The sequence below is a fragment of the Synechocystis sp. PCC 7509 genome (assembly GCF_000332075.2).
Lineage (GTDB): Bacteria > Cyanobacteriota > Cyanobacteriia > Cyanobacteriales > Chroococcidiopsidaceae > Aliterella.
Map to the genome: position 1 here is coordinate 534280 of NZ_ALVU02000001.1, position 17566 is coordinate 551845.

Consider the following 17566-nt stretch of genomic DNA (forward strand, 5'->3'; position numbering starts at 1 on the left):
TATCATCCCAAAATTATGCAACACCTAAAATAGGCATTAACGAAGACGAAGGCGATCGCTAAATTAGACCTCTTGCAAAAGTTAATGATAAAATCGTAGGGAAGTGACTAAGTAGAAGTAAAAGTGACTTATAAAAAGGTAAAAAAATTAAAGGCGGAAGAATTTAAACGTTTGACTGGAGTGCATTTTGACACTTTTAATCAAATGGTAGAAATAGTCAAGGAAGCGGAAAAATCAAGGAAGAAAACTGGCAGACCGCCAAAACTAAAGGTAGAAGACCAAATCTTAATGGTCTTAGAATATTTACGAGAGTACCGAACTTTTTTTCATTTAGGTGCTACTTGGGGAATAAACGAATCTACAGCCTACCGAATTATTCAAAAAATAGAAAATATTTTAATTAAAGCTCCTCAACTAAGACTACCAGGGAAAAAGAGATTGATTGACGATGATTATCAGCTAGAAACGGTAGTAATAGATGTAAGTGAGACCCCCATAGAAAGACCTAAAAAAAACAAAAGAGCTATTATAGTGGCAAGAAAAAAAGACATACGTTGAAAGCCCAAGTAGTTATCGATCAAAGAAATGGAGAAATACTGTGTACGTACTATGGCAAGGGTTCTGAACATGATTTCAAGTTATATAAAAGAAGCAAAATCAGGATTAAAAAAGAGGTTAAATGTTTAGCAGATAAGGGATATCAAGGAATTAAAAAGCATCATCATTTTAGTCAAATACCTAAAAAGAAGCCAAGAAAAGATAAGCTTTCTGTAGCCGAGAAAAAAGAGAATAGAGAACTAGCAAAAGAGAGAATAATTATTGAAAATGTTTTTGCCCATTTGAAAAGATTTAGGATTTTACAAGGGCGATATAGAAACAGAAGGAAACGATTTGGATTAAGGTTTAATTTAATAGCTTCTATTTATAATTATGAGCTTAACTTAAACGCAAATCAATCTTAAAGCTTATTTTTGCAAGAGGTCTATTGCTAAATTATTTTCGGTAGTGCATCAAAATGATGTGGGTCTGGTAAGATAAGGAATCAATGATTCATTGGGTCGTGCGTTAAATTGTTGTGGGATAGGTGATTAAGTCTTGCCAAGTCCAAGGAGCAGTTGTCAACTCTGTACGTTGAGCCGCAGTTGTTTTAAGGTGACAGTGCTGCCAAATCCAATTGAAATAACTCACCACCAATCGGGTTGTCACTTTCGTTTGCTCCCACACCTTACCAAACTTATTTTGTCGTCGATGCCATCGTCCTGTCTGTTGCCTGACAATGCCATTGGTTCGTTCCAATCGTTGGGTCTTATCCTTGCCAATATGGTGCAAGATTTCCGGGGGTAGAACTCGTTCATCGCCACCCCAATCATCACTATTCCACCGTTTACAGTCCGTTTTCCCTTCCGTTGTGACCACCAGTTGCTCAATTAATTTGTCCGTGTGCTTGCCCACTCGTGCCGCCAAAATTAGCCCACTTCCTAGCGCCAAGCTTAACCCTATCCAACAGTCTCCAGCGACTAATTCCTCCGGCAGGCATTGCTGCTGTTTTTTGTACAAATGACCATATCTCATCACTGCTCACCTCCTCGGTTTGAACCGGAGCTACTTGGTGATTAGGAACTATTTGAGCTTTGACACTGGCGGCACGAACAATACTTACAACGGTGTTGTATGCTAGCCCGCTAATGCGGCTAATCCCTCGTAAGCTACTCCCTGCGCTGTGGGCTTGGAGGACTTGCCTAATTTGCTCTGGACTGACATGACGGCAGTAGTAGAGGGTGTCAAAACTCCCTTTAAAAAGCTTGTAAGCACTCAGGACAGAAGTAGCGTTGATGTCCGTTGGGCATCGAGCCATGTTTATGAGTTTTATAATGACCACAGAGCTTACATTCCATAGGTTAAGTAGATGAATCATTGATTCCTTCTCTTCCCAGACCCACATCATTTTGATGCACTACCGGTCATTTTCATATTTCCGGTAACAATATGCTAAGTTTAATTGCAAAATTAACGACAGTGCGACCGCATCAAATAGATTCAATATCAATCTGTATAGTCTGAATTATATGCTGCGGTTGTATAATTTTTTATTTTCTGGCAATTGTTATAAAATTCGTCTGTTATTAACTCAGTTGGATATTCATTTTGAAAACATAGAAGTGGATATTCTTAAAGGTGAAAGTAGAACCCCAGAATTTTTAGCTAAAAATCCCAATGGTAGAGTGCCAGTTTTGGAAACTAAAGCCGGGCAATTTTTAGCTGAATCGAATGCTATTATTTTTTATCTCAGCGAAGGAACTCAGTTTTTACCGCAAGAACCTTTTTTACGCGCTCAAGTATTACAATGGTTATTTTTTGAGCAGTACAGTCATGAACCTTTTATAGCTACTTCTCGATTCTGGATTACTTATTTGGGTAAAGCTGAAGAATACATTGAAGCAATTGAACAAAAACGCGCCCCTGGTTATGCTGCGCTTGCAGTGATGGAAAAGCATTTACAACAACATAGTTACTTTGTGGGCGAACAGTATACTATTGCAGACATTGGTTTATTTGCTTACACTCATGTTGCTCATGAAGGCAACTTTGATTTAACAGGATTTCCTGCTATTCAATCATGGATTAAACGAGTAGAATCTCAACCGCTACATATCAGTATTAATCGGGAATAAAACTAATTTTGATTTTTTATATCAATTATTACTAACTTTTGTCGAGATGATAAGCCTAATTTAATTGTAATTTTAGACTTTGATACAGCGAATTTTTTAGCTAATAATTGAATTAGTTCATGATTTGCCTTGCCATCTACGGGGGGCGATTTCAAACTTATAGTTAGACTCCCGTCTGCTTCTTCTATAATCTTTTGCTGCTGAGAATTTGGTTTAACTTTGATACTTTTTTGCATTACTTTTATCTAATCGCCGTAACCATAACCAACCTAAAATACACCCTATAGCATAATGCGGAAAGTCCAACCACGAAAAGGTAGAGCCAATTAATAAACGCCCTACAAGGGTAGCCCTAATTTGTTGTAATTCTGGTGGATGCCACAATTGCAAAAATTCGAGTATACAGGTAATTATAAAAACCCCTAAAGGAATCTGGATAATTGCTTTACGACTTTTTACGAACAAAAATGCAAATAAACACCAGAAAACTTCATAAAATACCGCCGCTCCATTATTATTAAACCACTGTCGCCCAAATCCATCATAGAACTTGAAAAAGAAGCCCATAGAGATAACAACAATCAGGGAAAAAATAATCTTTATTTGCTTGTTTTGGTTAAGGGTCATACAAAAAGCGATTTATTCCTAATTTGGATTGATAAACTTTAAACTTTAATTAATTTACTCTTAATCCTCGCTCAGTACATTTACGGTGTACAAACATTTTTCGCAGGACTACAGACAGTAATAATACTTAAGTTGCTGCCAAAGCTTTTGTTTGACCTAAATGAAAAATCAGTGAGGATTACAAAATGGTTCGGCTTTCCCACTTAACAATACTAACATCAACATTTTTGACGCTTTTGGGCGCAAATCAAGTTAACGCCGCAACTTTAAATGGAGCAGAACCTATTGTGATTGGACATCGGGGTGCTAGTGCTTATCGTCCCGAACATACTTTAGCTGCTTACAAGTTGGCAATTGAAATGGGTGCTGATTACATTGAACCAGACTTAGTATCAACTAAAGATGGCGTATTGGTAGCACGCCATGAAAATGAAATTTCTGGGACTACTGATGTTGCGACAAGATCCGAATTTAGCAGTCGCCAAACTACTAAAACCATCGATGGCGTACCCGTCAAGGGCTGGTTTACAGAAGATTTTACTTTAGCTGAACTAAAAACTCTCAGAGCTAAAGAGCGTATTCCTCTTATTCGTCCTGATTCCGCCACTTATGACGGATTATATCAAGTTCCAACTTTCCAAGAAGTCATCGATCTAGCTGCACAAAAAAGCTTAGAAACCGGGCGTACTATTGGTATTTATCCAGAAACAAAACATCCTACTTACTTTGACTCAATTGGCTTGTCTCTGGAAGAACCTTTAGTAGCTGCTCTCAATGCTAATGGCTTGAACGATGCTGATGATAAGGTGTTTGTGCAGTCCTTTGAAGTCGGAAACTTACAATATCTCAATACTTTGACCAATGTATCGTTGGTACAATTGTATGATGATCGCACTGTTCAACCTTACGATTTTGTTGCTAGTGGCAGCGATCGCACTTACGGCGATTTATTAACCGAAGAAGGATTGACAAAAGTTTCAGAGTATGCAGACGGCATTGGCGCTTGGAAGCGGCTAATTGTTCCTGGGGAAAATATAGACTCCGATGGAGACGGGAAACCTGACGATCTTAACGGTGATGGTTTAATTAGTGATGCTGACACTGTATTACAAGATCCCACTAGCTTAGTTGATGATGCTCACGCTGCGGGTTTGCTAGTGCATTCCTATACTTTCCGTAGCGAAGATTATTTCTTGTCTAGTGATTACGGCGATTTCTTTGTTCCTGAAGGAGATCCAGAACTAGAATACGAACAGTTTTTTGACTTGGGAGTTGATGGCGTATTTAGCGATAATCCAGATATTGCTGTTGCTGTACGCGATCGCCTAGCCAAACCAGTCCCAGAACCAAGTACGTTGTTAGGATTAAGTATATTGCCATTTTTCCAATGGCTGCGTCGTCGCCAAGCTAAACGCTAAAAGATCGGGGTAGCATCTGTAAGGGCTACCCTGACTGAATGAGCATATTTGTTGTCTTATCTACAACTACAACAACTAAAATTACTGTAGATAAGCTAGGTAGAAAACCATGCAAATTGCCCTTGCTGACTACATTATTGGTGAAATTATCCATGACAGCAATAGAACAATTGTCTATCGCGCTCTTAAAACTTCCCAGCGCCAACCAGTTGTTATTAAAATCTTTAAAGCGCCATTGCTGGAACTCGAACAAATCGCTTGTTTTAAGCAGGGTAGATGTTGCAAAAGTGTTGATATGACAACATTCAATTAGGGAAGTAGTAGTATAAATAGTATCAAGATTAGCCATGATTACACAAGTATTGCATTGTCCTTACTGTCAGGGAGTAAATATTGTAAAAAATGGGAAGACTCCTCAAGGGAAGCAACGCTACCAATGTCGCGAACAAGTTTGTGAGGGTCGAACATTCATTTTAAATTATGCTTATCAAGGACAGTCCCGAAAAGTAAAACAACAAATTGTAGACATGGCTCTTAACGGCAGTGGAATTCGAGATACAGCAAGAGTATTGCATATTAGCACTAGCACTGTTATCAAAGAACTAAAAAAACAAACCCAATTGCAACCAGTGAATTTATTAATGTTAAAGCAATCTGATTGCGAATCAATAGTGGTTAATATTTGTGTAGCTAAACTAGACTTGATGACGATTGGGATGGAATCGAAAAAACGATGAAATGTGGAGCTTCGTTGAAAAAAAAGCTAACCAAAGGTGGTTGTGGCACGCTATTGAGCGTTAGAGCAGAAAAGTTTTAGCCTACGTTTTTGGGACACGTTGTGATGAAGTTTTTGTCCAATTGAAAGCTTGATTAGAACCCTTTGAAATTACCCGTTTTTACACCGATAATTGGGGAGCTTATTCACGGCATTTAGAGCAACACTTGCATAAAATTGGCAAACAAAATACTTATAAAGATAAAAAATAAGCATTTGAATTTGCGAACTCGAATTAAGCGTTTAGCTCGAAAAACTATTTGTTTTTCCAAAACAGTTGTCATGCACAACTTAGTGATTGGGATGTTTATTAATAGATACAAATTTGGTCTATCTATTTAACTTCTTACCAACACTTTTACAACACCTCCCGAAGAAGAAACCAAGAGGCGGTAGAATCACGGTTGAAAATAAGCACTTGAATCAACAGTTAGCTAAATTGAGAGTTGTTATTGAACATATTAACGGCAGGCTAAAAATTTTTAAGATTCTGTCCGAGCGATCCAGAAATCGTCATCAGCGTTTTAGTTTACGCTTTAAATTGATCTCTGGTCTTTACAACTATGAACTAAAACTCCTTGATTACTTTAAGCTAGAGGTCTAATCTCGGCAGGTGATTTCAATTACTTACAAATCCTTATCAGGGATTGAAACTCGCTGTACGAGGTGGAGAGAAGCAAATTCTACCAATTTAAAATGAGTAATAGGCAGATGAGTTAAACTGAGCATAGTTGTTTAGCCCCCTTAAGTAATGGCTGGTATTACTTCAATTGAAGTCAAAGAAAGTTTGGATGAGTTGACACAACAGTTGTGTCAAGTTAACTCGTCGAGTGCTAAAGAACGATTGCAAGTTCTCTACTGGCTTAAACAGGATAATGCACCAAGTATCAGCGCGATTGCTAAAGCGGTGGGAAAACATCGAAATACTGTGCAAACCTGGTTATCGAAGTACCGAGATGGTGGGGTAGAAGTGATGTTGAAGTTTAAGAAATCGCCTGGGGGAGTACGGGTAATTCCGCAATGGGCAGAAAATGCTTTGGCAAAGAGGTTGCAAGAGCCAAATCATGGATTCAGCAGTTATGGAAAAGTGCAGCAGTGGTTGGCAGAGACGTTAGGGATAGAGGCAGAGTATCATGCGGTCTACCAGATGACCCGCTACCGACTCAAAGCAAAACTTAAGGTTGCTCGTCCTCAAAATTCCCAGCAAAATAGTGAGCAGAGAGAAGCTTTTAAGCAAACCTCTCTGATGACCTTAAGCTGCTGAACCAGCATGACCGCAAAGGACGGCAGGTTGAACGCCCTATTCGTTACTTTGCCCAGGATGAGAGCCGATGCAGGACTGCATACCATCATCGGACGATTAATTACTGCTTGTGGAGTCAAACCGATTGGGTCGTGGCAATGGCCAGTCAAAGCCTTCTGGCTTTACGGTGCCGTTGAACCTGCTACGGGTGAGTCCTTTTTCTGGCAATTTTCCCATGTCGATACCGAGTGCTATCAACGGTTCCTCGATCAGTTTTCTGCGGCATATCCAGAGAGTCTTAACATTCTTCAAGTGGATAACGGACGATTTCATAAAGGCAAGAATTTGATTGTCCCAGAAAACATTATTTTGTTATTTCAACCACCGTACTGCCCGGAGTTAAATCCTATTGAACGGTTGTGGGAACATCTCAAGGCAAATCTCAAGTGGGCTTCGTTCAAAACCCTGGCTCAACTGCAAACCAAAGTTGATCAACTCCTAGCTGAGTTGACACCAGAAGTAACTGCTTCCATCACTGGTTACTCTTTCATCTTGGATGCCATATCTGCTCTAAACACCGTTTAAATTGGTATAAGAAATAATTTCAATTACTCCAAATTCCTATCAGGGATTGAAACACTGCTTTGGCTTTTCAAGCCACTGAACCCCATGATTTCAATTAGTACAAATCCTTATCAGGTTTATCACCCTGGTTTAACTTTCCGGGTCGGTCTTTTCTCTAATTTTTAGCGAGAAATCGCCCTATTACCTTTTAAAGTTCAAAAACTGGGTGTATTGCGGGTTAAATAGCAGTTTGACTGTCCCTGTAGGCCCATTTCGATGTTTGGCGGCAATAATTTCTGTTACTCCACGATCGGGAGAATCGGTATTGTAGTAATCATCCCGATAAATCATTAAAACTAAGTCAGAGTCTTGTTCTAAAGAACCAGATTCTCGTAAATCTGAAAGTAGCGGACGCTTATTAGTGCGAGACTCTACTCCTCGACTTAACTGAGATAAAGCAATAATCGGAACTTTCAATTCACGGGCTAAACCTTTGAGACTGCGGGTAATTTTAGATAGTTCTTGCACCCGATTATCGCTGCTACTACTTTCCATTAGCTGCAAGTAATCAATTACAATTAAGGAAAGTTCGCTATTTTTCTCCGCTTGCAAACGGCGGGCTTGACTACGCATCTCCATTACCGTCATATTTGCCGTATCGTCTATATATATTGGCAACTGAGCTAAGTTACCAAAAGCCTGACTTAATTGTTCCCACTCATTTTGACTAATGCGCCCGCTACGCATTCTTTGACTTTCAATGCCCGCTTCACTAGCTAATAAGCGTTGTACCAATTGCTCTTTGGACATCTCCAAACTAAAAATTGCTACGGGCATCTTTTTGTAACGAGTAGCAACATTGCGAGCAATATTTAGACATAAAGCCGTTTTGCCCATAGCCGGACGGGCGGCAACAATAATTAAGTCGGAGCGCTGGAAACCACTTGTCAACGCATCCAAATCATAAAAGTCGGATAAAATACCCGGTAAAGTTTGTTCGCGATCGCGATTTTCCAAGTCTTGAAAGGTATCTACTAATGTATCGCCAATCGCAATCAATCCTTGCTGGGGACGATCTTGAGTAATGTTAAAAACTTTTTGTTCGGCTCTATCAAGAACTATTGGCAGTTCGGTTTCTGTTTGATAGCCAAGTTGGACAATTTCATTACCTGCTTGAATCAGCTTGCGCCGCAGATATTTGTCCATTACCAGGGTTGCAAGAGAGTCAATATTGATTGCTGATACGGTGCGATCTACTAATTGAACTAACTTGCTTTTTCCCCCAACTTTCGCTAATAATTCATGATCAGTCAACCAAGAAGTAATGCTAAGTAAATCCGTAGGTTTACCTTGGTTTTGGAGTTTTAAAGCCGCTTCGTAAATTTCTTTATGAGCGCTGATATAAAAAGCTTCCGGTAATAAGCGATCGCTTACACGGCTAATTGCTTCAGCATCTAGTAAAATGCCTCCTAAAACCGCTTCTTCTGCTTCAATATTTTGCGGTGGGAGTCCGCCCAAGCCTTGAAAGTTGAGTTGTTCCACTATAAATTTAATAGAGCAAAAATTTGGGGGGTTTCCCTCTCTAAGCTTTTAACAGATTTCGCCTATCAGCCACGATCCATCGCTAATCAAGAGAGGGGAGCAATAGAACTTTATTCAGCTACTACTTGAATCCGTACAGTGGCGGTTACTTCTGGGTGTAGCTTAACTTCGGCATTGTAAGTACCAGTTTTACTAATATCGGGTAAGGTAATACCCCGACGATCTACTTCTTCATTGATCGCACCTTGAATTAGAGTAGCAACTTCTCTATCTGTTACCGTACCAAAGATTGAATCGCCTTCACCGACTTGTTTAGCGATCGTAAAGCTACCTACTTTTTCTAAAGTTGCTTTCAATCCTTGGGCTACTTGCTTAAGTTCTTCTTGACGTAGACGTTCTTTCTCTTTGCGGCGTTCGGCTTGCTTGAGAATACCGGGAGTAGCCTGAACAGCCATTTTTTGCGGTAGCAAGTAGTTACGAGCATAGCCGGGAGCTACTTCTACAAGATCGCCTAGTTTTCCGAGTTTGTTTACGTCTTTATTTAAAACTAACTGTACGCGCTTTGCCATAATCTTACCTGTAAAGTCTAAATTATCTATTGGTCGAATCTATGATTTTACCCAAATATCGGATGCGATCGCAACTACTCAGTAATTCCTAGTAAAACGATCGCATTTATCATCTTTTTCACAATTAAACATTGCCCTCTTGCATTAATCCCGGAAAGCCCCCTAAATCCCCCAAATTTGGGGGACTTTAAACTCCGGTTTCCCCCAGAATTGGGGAGGCAAAAAGCGGTGTAGCTCTGCTTCCCGCTTTATTGCCGTGGGTTAGGGGGGCAAAAATTATTTACGCAAGAAGTCTATTGCCCTCAATAGTAGGATGTGACTAAGTTGAAACCGTCTTTCTTTACTGGAGAACGTTTAACTGAGCGATCGCATTATATCAGTACATTTGTACTCAATCAAGTTTTGTAATTGCCTACACGATCGCACTAACAGCAGTAATCAGAGCAATCGAGGGCTTTTTTGGTTAAAACGATCGCCGGATGTACAGCACATTTAAGGTAATGATTGTTATCAAAGAATCGACAGTTAGTGCAAGGAACTTGCGGATACTGACTGATAACGTCTACTTTGTTGCTTCTAACTCGCGTCACCTTGCAACAAGCCACAACAATAGATCCAACAGTGCCACAAACTATCATGAAACTCAGAGGAACTAAAATTACGACTACCCAATCATTGTTTCCGGCTTGAGGGACTGTGTTGTTGGGTTGGCTAAGTTGTTTAGCTTCAATTAATTTTATTTGCTCAAAACTCTGATCTTTTATGAATCTATCCCACTAAGGTCAAAAGGTGATAATCTAATTGTCAGAGTGATTAAGTCCTACAGAATATGGCGGGAAGATTTGAGGGATTAAGCGATCTAGAATGGAAGTTGTTTGAGGATGTGATCGGCGAGAAAGGAGAAAAACGGGGACGGGGAATGCCCCATGCGCCTTTCCGTCATGTAATCAACACCTTAATGAAGGCAATTGATTACGGGCTGCCGTTGGTGCGATGTACCGAAGGGAGAAGTTTGGGCATCAAAAAGTTCAGCCCACCGATGGCTAAAAAGCTGGCAAGCAGATGGAACGCTAGAGCGACTACAAGCAAGGATATTAGGCATCGCCTCGGAAAAAGGATTAATTAACTGGAGTCATGGTGCGGTCGATGGCTCTTTTTCCCCCTGGGAAAGGAGGAGGTGAGGACGTTGCTTATGGCTATAAGGGCAAAGGAATTTTAATTCATACTTTGACCGACGGTAATGGTATGCCTCTGGCTAATTGCACGACCGCAGCTAATGGTAGTGAAAGAGAACAAGTGATGCCGCTATTGAATAGCGTTACTGTCAAAATTAATTCTCCTGGCAGACCCCGTAAACGGGTCAAAGTGCTGGCTGGGGACAAAGGCTATGACTCCAAAGATTTGCGTGCGGCTTTACGCAAACGTGGTATTAGACCGCAGTTGCCGAAGCGAGCCTGGAAAACTAAAAGAAATCGAGGTAGACCCATAAAAATGTCAGTCCCTCGTTTTCAACAAGAGCGCTGCTTTGCATGGTTTCAACGGAAATACCGTAGACTTGTTGTTCGATGGGAAAGAATTTCTGCCTGCTTTAATGCTTTTATTTCCCTTGCAACAATTCACATTTGGATTAACAGAATTTTATTACTGGGATAGGTTCAAGGCATCAACTGAAAAAGCTTCAAAAGATTGCATATAAGTAATAGCGCTCTTGTAATGATTAAAAGCCTTGCTAAACGTCACACAGCAAGGCTTTTCGCCGTTTTAATTAGCTGATAAATTATCTAAAGCTAAATTTAGTTTGAGTACATTAACTCCAGGTTCGCCGAAAATTCCCAAAAATCTACCATCGGTGTTTTGAGTGATTAGCGTCTTGATTTGGTCTGGAGAAAGCGATCGCACTCTTGCTAATCGTTCCGTCTGAGCATCAGCAGCAGCTACAGTAATATGAGGATCTAAGCTAGAGCCTGAAGTATAAACTAAATCCGCCGTTGGCTTAATACCCGCCTGTTGCAACTGTGAAACGCTTTCGTTAATGCGTTTGAGCAAATCGGGATTACTAGGAGCAAAATTACTAGCGCCAGATACACCAGTTGTTTGACCAATATTTTCTGGATCTCGCTCTTTGGCGGTAAAGCTGCTGTAGTTTGTCGTACTAGGACGGCTTTGGAAATAGCGCTCTGTCGTAAAAGCTTGACCAATCAAAGCCGAACCCACAATTTGTCCTTGAGCATTTTGAATCAGGCTACCGTTAGCTTGAAAAGGAAAGATAGTTTGAGCGATCGCGATCGTCACAAAAGGATAGATGATTGCTGTTAGTACCCAAATAACCAAAGTTACACGAATTGCTCTAGTAGTTTCGCTGACAATAGACATAAGTTAGAAACGCTCCGGTTGAAAAACGACAATAAATAAGTAAACGGTCAGTCCCAATGTCACCAAACCCAGTAAACCAAGCGCCCAAGCCGAACGGCGTTCTAAGCTTCCACCTGTAGCGGCGTAAACCGTTGGGGCAATTATCAAGTTCAGACACAGCACCAGAAAGATTCCCAAAGGCAGTTTTTGTCTGCGCCACTCTAACCACACAAAAGAAATACTTTCAGCAATACCAGGGACTACAACATCGGCAATTGATTCAATTCTCATAACTTTTTCCTCTTTTTTAGGTTGTCAAGCTAATCCCACCGCCGAGATTGCTAAATCAATCAACTTAATAGCAATAAAGGGCGCAACCACTCCGCCGATCCCATAAATTAAGATATTGCGTTGCAATAATTGATTAGCTGTTAGCGGTCTAAACTTTACCCCACTCAACGCCAAAGGAATCAAAGCCGGAATAATCAAAGCGTTATAAATTAGCGCTGACAGTACCGCCGAGTTGGTACTAGCTAAATTCATAATGTTCAGGCTACCAAGTTTGGCGGAGGCAAATATCACCGGGATAATGGCGAAGTATTTAGCAATATCGTTAGCAATAGAAAAGGTAGTCAACGCCCCGCGAGTAATCAGTAATTGCTTACCAATAGCAACGATATCAATGAGTTTTGTAGGGTCAGAATCTAAATCCACCATGTTAGCGGCTTCTTTTGCCGCTTGCGTCCCCGTATTCATGGCTACGCCAACATTGGCTTGGGCTAAGGCGGGAGCGTCGTTAGTACCATCTCCTGTCATGGCGACAAGTTTGCCCTGTGCTTGTTCTCGTTGAATTACAGCGATTTTATCTTCCGGTGTCGCTTCAGCAATAAAGTCATCAACCCCAGCTTCGGCGGCAATTACTGAAGCCGTCAGCCGATTATCGCCCGTTAGCATGACGGTACGCACTCCCATGCGTCGCAACTGGTCAAAGCGTTCTTTGATGCCGGGTTTGACTATATCTTTGAGATAAATTACCCCGTAAATCTCGTTATTTTGGCAAACAGCTAAAGGCGTACCTCCTAGTCCGGAAACTCGTTCGTAGGCAGCATCAAGTTCTGATATATTGTTTCCACTACGCGATCGCACAAACCCTTTAATCGCTGACACCGCACCCTTACGCACCTCTGTACCATCAGGTAAATTTGTGCCGCTCATTCTCGTTTTAGCTGAAAAATCCACCGCTTCCGCTTTGGTGCGGTCAAAGGTCACTTTTGCGCCTAAACTATCTGCTAAACGGACAATAGATTTACCTTCGGGAGTTTCATCAAACACGCTTGCAGCCAAAACTACATTGGCAATATCCATCATTGAATGACCGTTGACGGGGATAAACTCGTCCGCTAATCGGTTGCCTAGGGTGATTGTCCCGGTTTTGTCCAAAATCAAGGTATTGATGTCGCCACACGCTTCTACCGCTCGTCCAGAAGTAGCTATGACGTTAAATTGAGCAACTCTATCCATGCCAGCAATTCCAATTGCACTAAGCAATCCACCAATGGTTGTGGGAATTAGCGCCACCAGTAAAGCAATTAAAATCACTATACTAACGGGGCTACCAACGTAATTAGCGATCGCCGGCAGCGTTGCAACTACAAATAAAAATACCAGTGTTAGCACGGCAAGGAGTACCGTTAAAGCTATTTCATTAGGGGTTTTTGACCTTTCTGCCCCTTCTACTAAGGCAATCATCCGGTCGATAAAACCTTTGCCAGGGTCGGAGGTAATTCTAATAGTTAATTCGTCAGAAATAATCCGCGTACCACCCGTTACAGAGCTTGCCACGTCTGAACCAGTTTCTTTAAGAACCGGCGCAGATTCCCCAGTAATTGCCGATTCATCCACCGAAGCGACACCCGCAATTACTTCACCATCGGCGGGGATAGTATCACCAGCTATTACTTTAACGCGATCGCCTTGATGCAATTCTGTAGAAGATACTTCCATCATTTCACCATTGGGCAAAAGTTTTTGCGCGATCGTATCTGATTTCGTTGCCCGCAAGGCATCGGCTTGAGCCTTTCCCCGTCCTTCTGCTACCGATTCAGCAAAGTTGGCAAAGACCACCGTGAAAAACAAAATTATTGTAGTCAGTCCATTAAATAAATGCTGATTTTCTCCAGGATAACGACCAAACAAATTAGGATCGATAGTTAATAACGCCGCGATAATTGTGGCAACCCAAACCAAAAACATCACCGGGTTTTTGATCATCTGCTTGGGGTTTAGCTTCACAAAAGCATCTTTAATCGCTCTAGAGTAAAGCCCTTGAGTATTTACCTTTGGCGTATGTTTGCGCTCAGAGCGCATTCCCCTAGGTTGAGGACGAGGAGACGAAGAATTGGCATCCATAATTTACTGTCCACCACTAGCAATATTAAAAGCTCGCTCAGAGCGCATTCCCCTAGGTTGAGGACGAGGAGACGAAGAATTGGCATCCATAATTTACTGTCCACCACTAGCAATATTAAAAGCTTCAGCAATTGGCCCCAAAGCCAAAACAGGAAAGAAAGTTAGCACTCCCAGAATCAAAACAATCCCCGCCGTGACACCAGTAAATAGCAATGAGTCGGTTCTTAAAGTTCCCGCAGTTTCGGGTACTGGTTGTTTGTGCGTCATGCTTTCGGCTAAAAGCAATATGGCAATGATGGGAATATAGCGCCCTCCCAAAAGGCTGACACAGGTGCTTAAGTTCCACCACAAGCCTGTAGGGGCGGGTTGACTGTCTGCCAGTCCTTCAAAACCAGAACCGTTGTTAGCGGCGGCGGAGGCGTACTCATACACCACTTGGGAAATGCCATGAAAGCCGGGGTTACTAATTCCCGCTAAAGTGTCGGGGAAAGCTAAAGTAATCGCACTGGGAATCAAAATCATAATGGGATGAACTAGCAACACTACACTCGCCAGCACAATTTCCCACTTTTCGATTTTGCGCCCCAAAAATTCCGGGGTTCGTCCGACCATCAAACCAGTTACAAACACCGTCAAAATCAGGTAAATAAATAAGTAAGCTGTACCTGTTCCCTGACCGCCCCAGATGATTTGTAAAAATAGATTAAACATCGTAGAGAAACCACCGGGTGGCATAAAAGAATCGTGCAGACTATTAATTGCGCCGCACATAGTCCCAGTAGTAGTCACCGCCCACAAAGCCGATTGCGCCCAGCCAAATCTAACTTCTTTCCCTTCTAAATTAGGTTGTTGTCCACCCAAAAGAGGATTTACAAGCGGATTGCCTTGGTACTCGCCTAAAGCTGTAAACCCGATTAAAACTACAAAAATAATAAAAACCATCCAAAACAGCAACCAAGCTTGCTTTGTATTGTTCGCAAACAAACCGTAGGTGTAAATCAAAGCGGCGGGAATGCACACCATCGCCAAGATTTCTAAGAGATTGCTGGCATTATTAGGATTTTCAAAAGGATGAGCGGAGTTGATGGCAAAAAAGCCGCCGCCATTTTCTCCCAACTGTTTGATAATCTCAAAGTGAGCAACCGGGCCGCGTGCAATAACTTGGGTTGCGCCTTCTAAAGTTGTTACTGTTACAGGACTTGCGAGAGTTTCGGGAACACCTACAATTAGCAATAACAGCGCACCTACTAGCGAAATTGGTAGTAAAATTCGGGTGATGGCGCGAATTAAGTCAACATAAAAGTTGCCTAACGGTCTACCTGTTAAGCCCCGGATAAAGGCAATTCCGACAGCTAAACCCGTTGCAGCCGAGGTAAACATATGATAACCAAGAGCTAGCATTTGACTTGCATAACTAAAGGTTGTCTCTCCTGAATAATGCTGCTGGTTAGTATTTGTAATAAATGAGATAGTTGTATGCAGGGCGGTATCCCAGCTAGGAGCGCCTAAGTTTGTCGGGTTGAGAAACAGCCATCCTTGATTCATGAGAATAAACAAAATTAAAGCAGCCATGACAAGATTGCTATAAAGGATTGCTCTTGCATACTGCCAACCTGTCATCTCATCTTTTGTCACACCGCTTAAAGTGTAGATGACTTTCTCTACAGGGTTCATTATGGGATCAAGCAGAGTTTTTTTTTCCATAAAAACTCGCGCTATGTATTGTCCCAACAGGGGAGTAATTAACACCAGTATTAGTAGTGTTAATGCAATTTGAAAAATTCCTTGACACATAAGTTATTAGCTATTTTGCTGCTAGATTAGGCGAAATATAACGGATTTGGCTGGAGAATACGCCAGAGTTTTGCAAAGTATATACCCGTACTTTTAGCATTTGTTTGTCGAGAACTAAGTCAGGAGTTTACTGTTAATCAGTTCTAAATAATTACCTTTGTTAAAAAATAATTATTTGATTAAATGTTGCAATGACAACTGTTTAAATTCTCAAATTCCTATTAAATAAAACCATGGCTTCAAAATTCATTCCTTAAGCTGCAACTAAACAAACCTCTACTTCTAAAACATCTAATTATTGGTAACAGTTTTCAACTAATGGCAGGTATAAATTGGTTGTTAAACAGTTATATGCTTAGTGTTTAGTGAGCATATATGTATCTATACTTGTAGATATATATATGCGAAAAATATATTTATCCGTCAATTAAATAGTTATGCTGTTAATAAACTTCAGCGCGTTAATGCTCAAAATAAAAATGTAAATGTTACCTTGGTTTTTAAAATATCAGAGCATTTCCCCGCCCAAAAAGTTGCAGATAAAAGCATTTTGGTCAATTATTAGCCTATTTGCACTAATTGTAGGACTGGAATTTACTACACCCGTCAATTATGTATTTGGTTATCTGTACACCGGGCCAATTTTGCTTGCAACTTCTCGTTTAGGTCGAGTAGCAACTTTTTGGGCTACTGGATTAGCGGTAATTTTAACGATCTTAAACCTATGGATTCCGGGTAATACGGCAATTGAAAGCTCAACGGTAGTAAGTAGGATAATTGCTGCTGTCGCTCTAATTGTTACCGGAATTTTAGGCGATCGCAATCGAACTTACGAGCAAGAAATCGCCCAACAACAAGCCGTCTTACAATCTCAAGAGCAATTAGTCAGCGTTAGAGAAGATTTCGCTTCAACCTTGACTCATGACTTGAAAACACCGCTACTTGGAGCGATAGAAACTCTCAAAGCCTTTCAGCAAGGCGTATTTGGGGCAGCAACACCCGTACAGCAAAAAGTCTTAGCAACCATCGTCCGCAGCCATCAAACTACTCTACAACTGGTAGAAACACTGCTAAACGTATATCGCAATGACTTAGACGGATTAACATTGCAGTTAGCCCCCGTTGATTTAGTTATAGTAGCTTCTGATGCGATCGCTACATTGACCAATTTAGCCTCATCTCGGCAAATTTCCCTGAATTTAAACTACGGCGAGTCAGATTTTCGCCGCGCTTTTTGGGTAGAAGGCGACGCATTACAACTCCAGCGCGTATTTATTAATTTACTAACTAATGGCATCAATCATTCGCCGCGTGGGGGAATGGTGGAAGTAGTGTTAACAAATCAATCAGACTACCAAATTGTCAAAGTGCTAGATAATGGATTGGGAATTACCGCCGCCGAACATCCGTATATATTTGAGCGATTTTATCAAGGATATAGCGATCGCCAAGCCAAAGGATCGGGGCTAGGATTGTACTTAACTCGGCAAATTATCACTGCTCACGGCGGTACAATTTGGGTAGAGAATCGTTTACCACGCGGCGCAATATTTGGATTTCAATTACCTGCCTATCCCTTTCAGCCGTTTTTATCGACATAA

At 41.1% G+C, this 17566-nt stretch carries 21 protein-coding genes and 1 pseudogene; 12 read left to right on the forward strand and 10 right to left on the reverse strand.

Going from position 1 to position 17566, the window contains the following annotated elements; genetic code table 11:
* Positions 1 to 123: 123 nt before the first annotated feature.
* Positions 124 to 962 (forward strand): IS5 family transposase gene (locus SYN7509_RS28135; protein WP_202807208.1). Its coding sequence is split into 2 segments (ribosomal slippage): positions 124 to 514 and positions 514 to 962, totalling 840 coding nucleotides; the frame shifts between segments, so codons are not numbered across the junction.
* A 103-nt stretch (positions 963 to 1065) separates the two neighbouring features.
* Here the strand turns inward: SYN7509_RS28135 and SYN7509_RS29010 are convergent.
* Positions 1066 to 1895: pseudogene (locus SYN7509_RS29010) on the reverse strand (IS1 family transposase).
* A 171-nt stretch (positions 1896 to 2066) separates the two neighbouring features.
* Here SYN7509_RS29010 and SYN7509_RS0202820 point away from each other — a divergent pair.
* Entirely contained in the window at positions 2067 to 2672 is a 606-nt protein-coding gene (locus SYN7509_RS0202820) for a glutathione S-transferase family protein (RefSeq protein WP_009629927.1), read from the forward strand.
* A gap of 2 nt (positions 2673 to 2674) precedes the next feature.
* Here the strand turns inward: SYN7509_RS0202820 and SYN7509_RS0202825 are convergent, their stop codons facing one another.
* Together SYN7509_RS0202825 and SYN7509_RS0202830 are read right to left on the reverse strand one after the other, a co-directional pair.
* The gene (locus tag SYN7509_RS0202825) at positions 2675 to 2908 is read right to left on the reverse strand and encodes a DUF167 domain-containing protein (RefSeq protein WP_009629926.1); all 234 of its coding nucleotides are present in this window, start codon (positions 2906 to 2908) and stop codon (positions 2675 to 2677) included.
* On the reverse strand, positions 2886 to 3299 hold the full coding sequence (locus SYN7509_RS0202830) for a ribosomal maturation YjgA family protein (RefSeq protein WP_009629925.1): 414 nt from the start codon (positions 3297 to 3299) through the stop codon (positions 2886 to 2888). The genes SYN7509_RS0202825 and SYN7509_RS0202830 overlap by 23 nt, the downstream gene beginning before the upstream one ends.
* A 185-nt stretch (positions 3300 to 3484) precedes the next feature.
* Between SYN7509_RS0202830 and SYN7509_RS0202835 the strand changes: the two genes are divergently transcribed.
* On the forward strand, positions 3485 to 4717 hold the full coding sequence (locus tag SYN7509_RS0202835; RefSeq protein WP_009629924.1) for a glycerophosphodiester phosphodiesterase: 1233 nt from the start codon (positions 3485 to 3487) through the stop codon (positions 4715 to 4717).
* Between the two features lie 25 nt (positions 4718 to 4742).
* Here SYN7509_RS0202835 and SYN7509_RS0202840 read toward each other — a convergent pair whose 3' ends face one another.
* The gene (locus SYN7509_RS0202840; RefSeq protein ID WP_028954063.1) at positions 4743 to 5066 is read right to left on the reverse strand and encodes a hypothetical protein; all 324 of its coding nucleotides are present in this window, start codon (positions 5064 to 5066) and stop codon (positions 4743 to 4745) included.
* Between SYN7509_RS0202840 and SYN7509_RS30880 the strand changes: the two genes are divergently transcribed.
* From SYN7509_RS30880 to SYN7509_RS0202855, 6 genes are all read left to right on the forward strand, one after another.
* Positions 5065 to 5454: an IS1-like element transposase gene (locus SYN7509_RS30880; protein ID WP_071994139.1), complete on the forward strand. Its 390-nt coding sequence runs from the start codon at positions 5065 to 5067 to the stop codon at positions 5452 to 5454. The genes SYN7509_RS0202840 and SYN7509_RS30880 overlap by 2 nt on opposite strands.
* A gap of 148 nt (positions 5455 to 5602) precedes the next feature.
* Positions 5603 to 5704 (forward strand): hypothetical protein, encoded by a 102-nt coding sequence (locus tag SYN7509_RS31605; protein WP_369792301.1) that lies wholly within the window; start codon positions 5603 to 5605, stop codon positions 5702 to 5704.
* A gap of 10 nt (positions 5705 to 5714) precedes the next feature.
* Complete coding sequence (locus tag SYN7509_RS31610) at positions 5715 to 5834, forward strand: IS1 family transposase (protein WP_369792217.1); 120 nt, start codon at positions 5715 to 5717, stop codon at positions 5832 to 5834.
* Positions 5818 to 6096 carry a transposase family protein gene (locus tag SYN7509_RS31615; protein WP_071994140.1) on the forward strand — a complete coding sequence of 93 codons (279 nt, stop codon included), beginning with the start codon at positions 5818 to 5820 and terminating at the stop codon, positions 6094 to 6096. The genes SYN7509_RS31610 and SYN7509_RS31615 overlap by 17 nt, the downstream gene beginning before the upstream one ends.
* Positions 6097 to 6243: 147 nt before the next feature.
* A complete protein-coding gene (locus SYN7509_RS0202850; RefSeq protein WP_009629958.1) occupies positions 6244 to 6756 on the forward strand; it encodes a helix-turn-helix domain-containing protein in 513 nt (170 codons plus the stop codon).
* A gap of 6 nt (positions 6757 to 6762) precedes the next feature.
* Positions 6763 to 7320 (forward strand): IS630 family transposase, encoded by a 558-nt coding sequence (locus SYN7509_RS0202855; protein WP_009629957.1) that lies wholly within the window; start codon positions 6763 to 6765, stop codon positions 7318 to 7320.
* A 180-nt stretch (positions 7321 to 7500) separates the two neighbouring features.
* On the opposite strand, the gene dnaB is transcribed toward SYN7509_RS0202855, so the two are convergent.
* Both dnaB and rplI read right to left on the reverse strand, forming a co-directional pair.
* Entirely contained in the window at positions 7501 to 8841 is a 1341-nt protein-coding gene (gene dnaB, locus SYN7509_RS0202860) for a replicative DNA helicase (RefSeq protein ID WP_009629956.1), read from the reverse strand.
* Between the two features lie 110 nt (positions 8842 to 8951).
* Entirely contained in the window at positions 8952 to 9410 is a 459-nt protein-coding gene (gene rplI, locus SYN7509_RS0202865; RefSeq protein WP_009629955.1) for a 50S ribosomal protein L9, read from the reverse strand.
* A gap of 829 nt (positions 9411 to 10239) precedes the next feature.
* On the opposite strand from rplI, the gene SYN7509_RS29020 reads away from it, so the two are divergent.
* Both SYN7509_RS29020 and SYN7509_RS0202875 read left to right on the forward strand, forming a co-directional pair.
* Positions 10240 to 10536 (forward strand): hypothetical protein, encoded by a 297-nt coding sequence (locus SYN7509_RS29020; protein WP_202807209.1) that lies wholly within the window; start codon positions 10240 to 10242, stop codon positions 10534 to 10536.
* A gap of 20 nt (positions 10537 to 10556) precedes the next feature.
* Positions 10557 to 11063: a transposase gene (locus SYN7509_RS0202875; RefSeq protein ID WP_028954066.1), complete on the forward strand. Its 507-nt coding sequence runs from the start codon at positions 10557 to 10559 to the stop codon at positions 11061 to 11063.
* Positions 11064 to 11171: 108 nt separating this feature from the next.
* Here SYN7509_RS0202875 and kdpC read toward each other — a convergent pair whose 3' ends face one another.
* From kdpC to kdpA, 4 genes are all read right to left on the reverse strand, one after another.
* Positions 11172 to 11783, reverse strand: coding sequence for a K(+)-transporting ATPase subunit C (gene kdpC, locus SYN7509_RS0202880; protein ID WP_009631916.1), 612 nt, complete (start codon positions 11781 to 11783; stop codon positions 11172 to 11174).
* A gap of 3 nt (positions 11784 to 11786) precedes the next feature.
* Positions 11787 to 12053 carry a potassium-transporting ATPase subunit F gene (locus tag SYN7509_RS0202885; protein WP_009631917.1) on the reverse strand — a complete coding sequence of 89 codons (267 nt, stop codon included), beginning with the start codon at positions 12051 to 12053 and terminating at the stop codon, positions 11787 to 11789.
* A 24-nt stretch (positions 12054 to 12077) separates the two neighbouring features.
* On the reverse strand, positions 12078 to 14171 hold the full coding sequence (gene kdpB / locus SYN7509_RS0202890) for a potassium-transporting ATPase subunit KdpB (protein WP_009631918.1): 2094 nt from the start codon (positions 14169 to 14171) through the stop codon (positions 12078 to 12080).
* 93 nt (positions 14172 to 14264) lie between these two features.
* Positions 14265 to 15965: a potassium-transporting ATPase subunit KdpA gene (kdpA, locus tag SYN7509_RS0202895; protein ID WP_009631919.1), complete on the reverse strand. Its 1701-nt coding sequence runs from the start codon at positions 15963 to 15965 to the stop codon at positions 14265 to 14267.
* Positions 15966 to 16450: 485 nt separating this feature from the next.
* Between kdpA and SYN7509_RS0202900 the strand changes: the two genes are divergently transcribed.
* Positions 16451 to 17566 (forward strand): sensor histidine kinase, encoded by a 1116-nt coding sequence (locus tag SYN7509_RS0202900; protein WP_009631920.1) that lies wholly within the window; start codon positions 16451 to 16453, stop codon positions 17564 to 17566.

Excerpts from the sequence above, each read along its gene's own strand:
- SYN7509_RS0202820 (WP_009629927.1), top strand. The coding sequence starts at position 2,067 with ATGCTGCGGTTGTATAATTTTTTATTTTCTGGCAATTGTTATAAAATT.
- SYN7509_RS0202825 (WP_009629926.1), bottom strand. The coding sequence starts at position 2,908 with ATGCAAAAAAGTATCAAAGTTAAACCAAATTCTCAGCAGCAAAAGATT.
- SYN7509_RS0202830 (WP_009629925.1), bottom strand. The coding sequence starts at position 3,299 with ATGACCCTTAACCAAAACAAGCAAATAAAGATTATTTTTTCCCTGATT.
- SYN7509_RS0202835 (WP_009629924.1), top strand. The coding sequence starts at position 3,485 with ATGGTTCGGCTTTCCCACTTAACAATACTAACATCAACATTTTTGACG.
- SYN7509_RS30880 (WP_071994139.1), top strand. The coding sequence starts at position 5,065 with ATGATTACACAAGTATTGCATTGTCCTTACTGTCAGGGAGTAAATATT.
- SYN7509_RS0202840 (WP_028954063.1), bottom strand. The coding sequence starts at position 5,066 with ATGGCTAATCTTGATACTATTTATACTACTACTTCCCTAATTGAATGT.
- SYN7509_RS0202850 (WP_009629958.1), top strand. The coding sequence starts at position 6,244 with ATGGCTGGTATTACTTCAATTGAAGTCAAAGAAAGTTTGGATGAGTTG.
- SYN7509_RS0202855 (WP_009629957.1), top strand. The coding sequence starts at position 6,763 with ATGACCGCAAAGGACGGCAGGTTGAACGCCCTATTCGTTACTTTGCCC.
- rplI (WP_009629955.1), bottom strand. The coding sequence starts at position 9,410 with ATGGCAAAGCGCGTACAGTTAGTTTTAAATAAAGACGTAAACAAACTC.
- SYN7509_RS29020 (WP_202807209.1), top strand. The coding sequence starts at position 10,240 with ATGGCGGGAAGATTTGAGGGATTAAGCGATCTAGAATGGAAGTTGTTT.
- SYN7509_RS0202875 (WP_028954066.1), top strand. The coding sequence starts at position 10,557 with ATGGCTCTTTTTCCCCCTGGGAAAGGAGGAGGTGAGGACGTTGCTTAT.
- kdpC (WP_009631916.1), bottom strand. The coding sequence starts at position 11,783 with ATGTCTATTGTCAGCGAAACTACTAGAGCAATTCGTGTAACTTTGGTT.
- SYN7509_RS0202885 (WP_009631917.1), bottom strand. The coding sequence starts at position 12,053 with ATGAGAATTGAATCAATTGCCGATGTTGTAGTCCCTGGTATTGCTGAA.
- kdpB (WP_009631918.1), bottom strand. The coding sequence starts at position 14,171 with ATGGATGCCAATTCTTCGTCTCCTCGTCCTCAACCTAGGGGAATGCGC.
- kdpA (WP_009631919.1), bottom strand. The coding sequence starts at position 15,965 with ATGTGTCAAGGAATTTTTCAAATTGCATTAACACTACTAATACTGGTG.
- SYN7509_RS0202900 (WP_009631920.1), top strand. The coding sequence starts at position 16,451 with ATGTTACCTTGGTTTTTAAAATATCAGAGCATTTCCCCGCCCAAAAAG.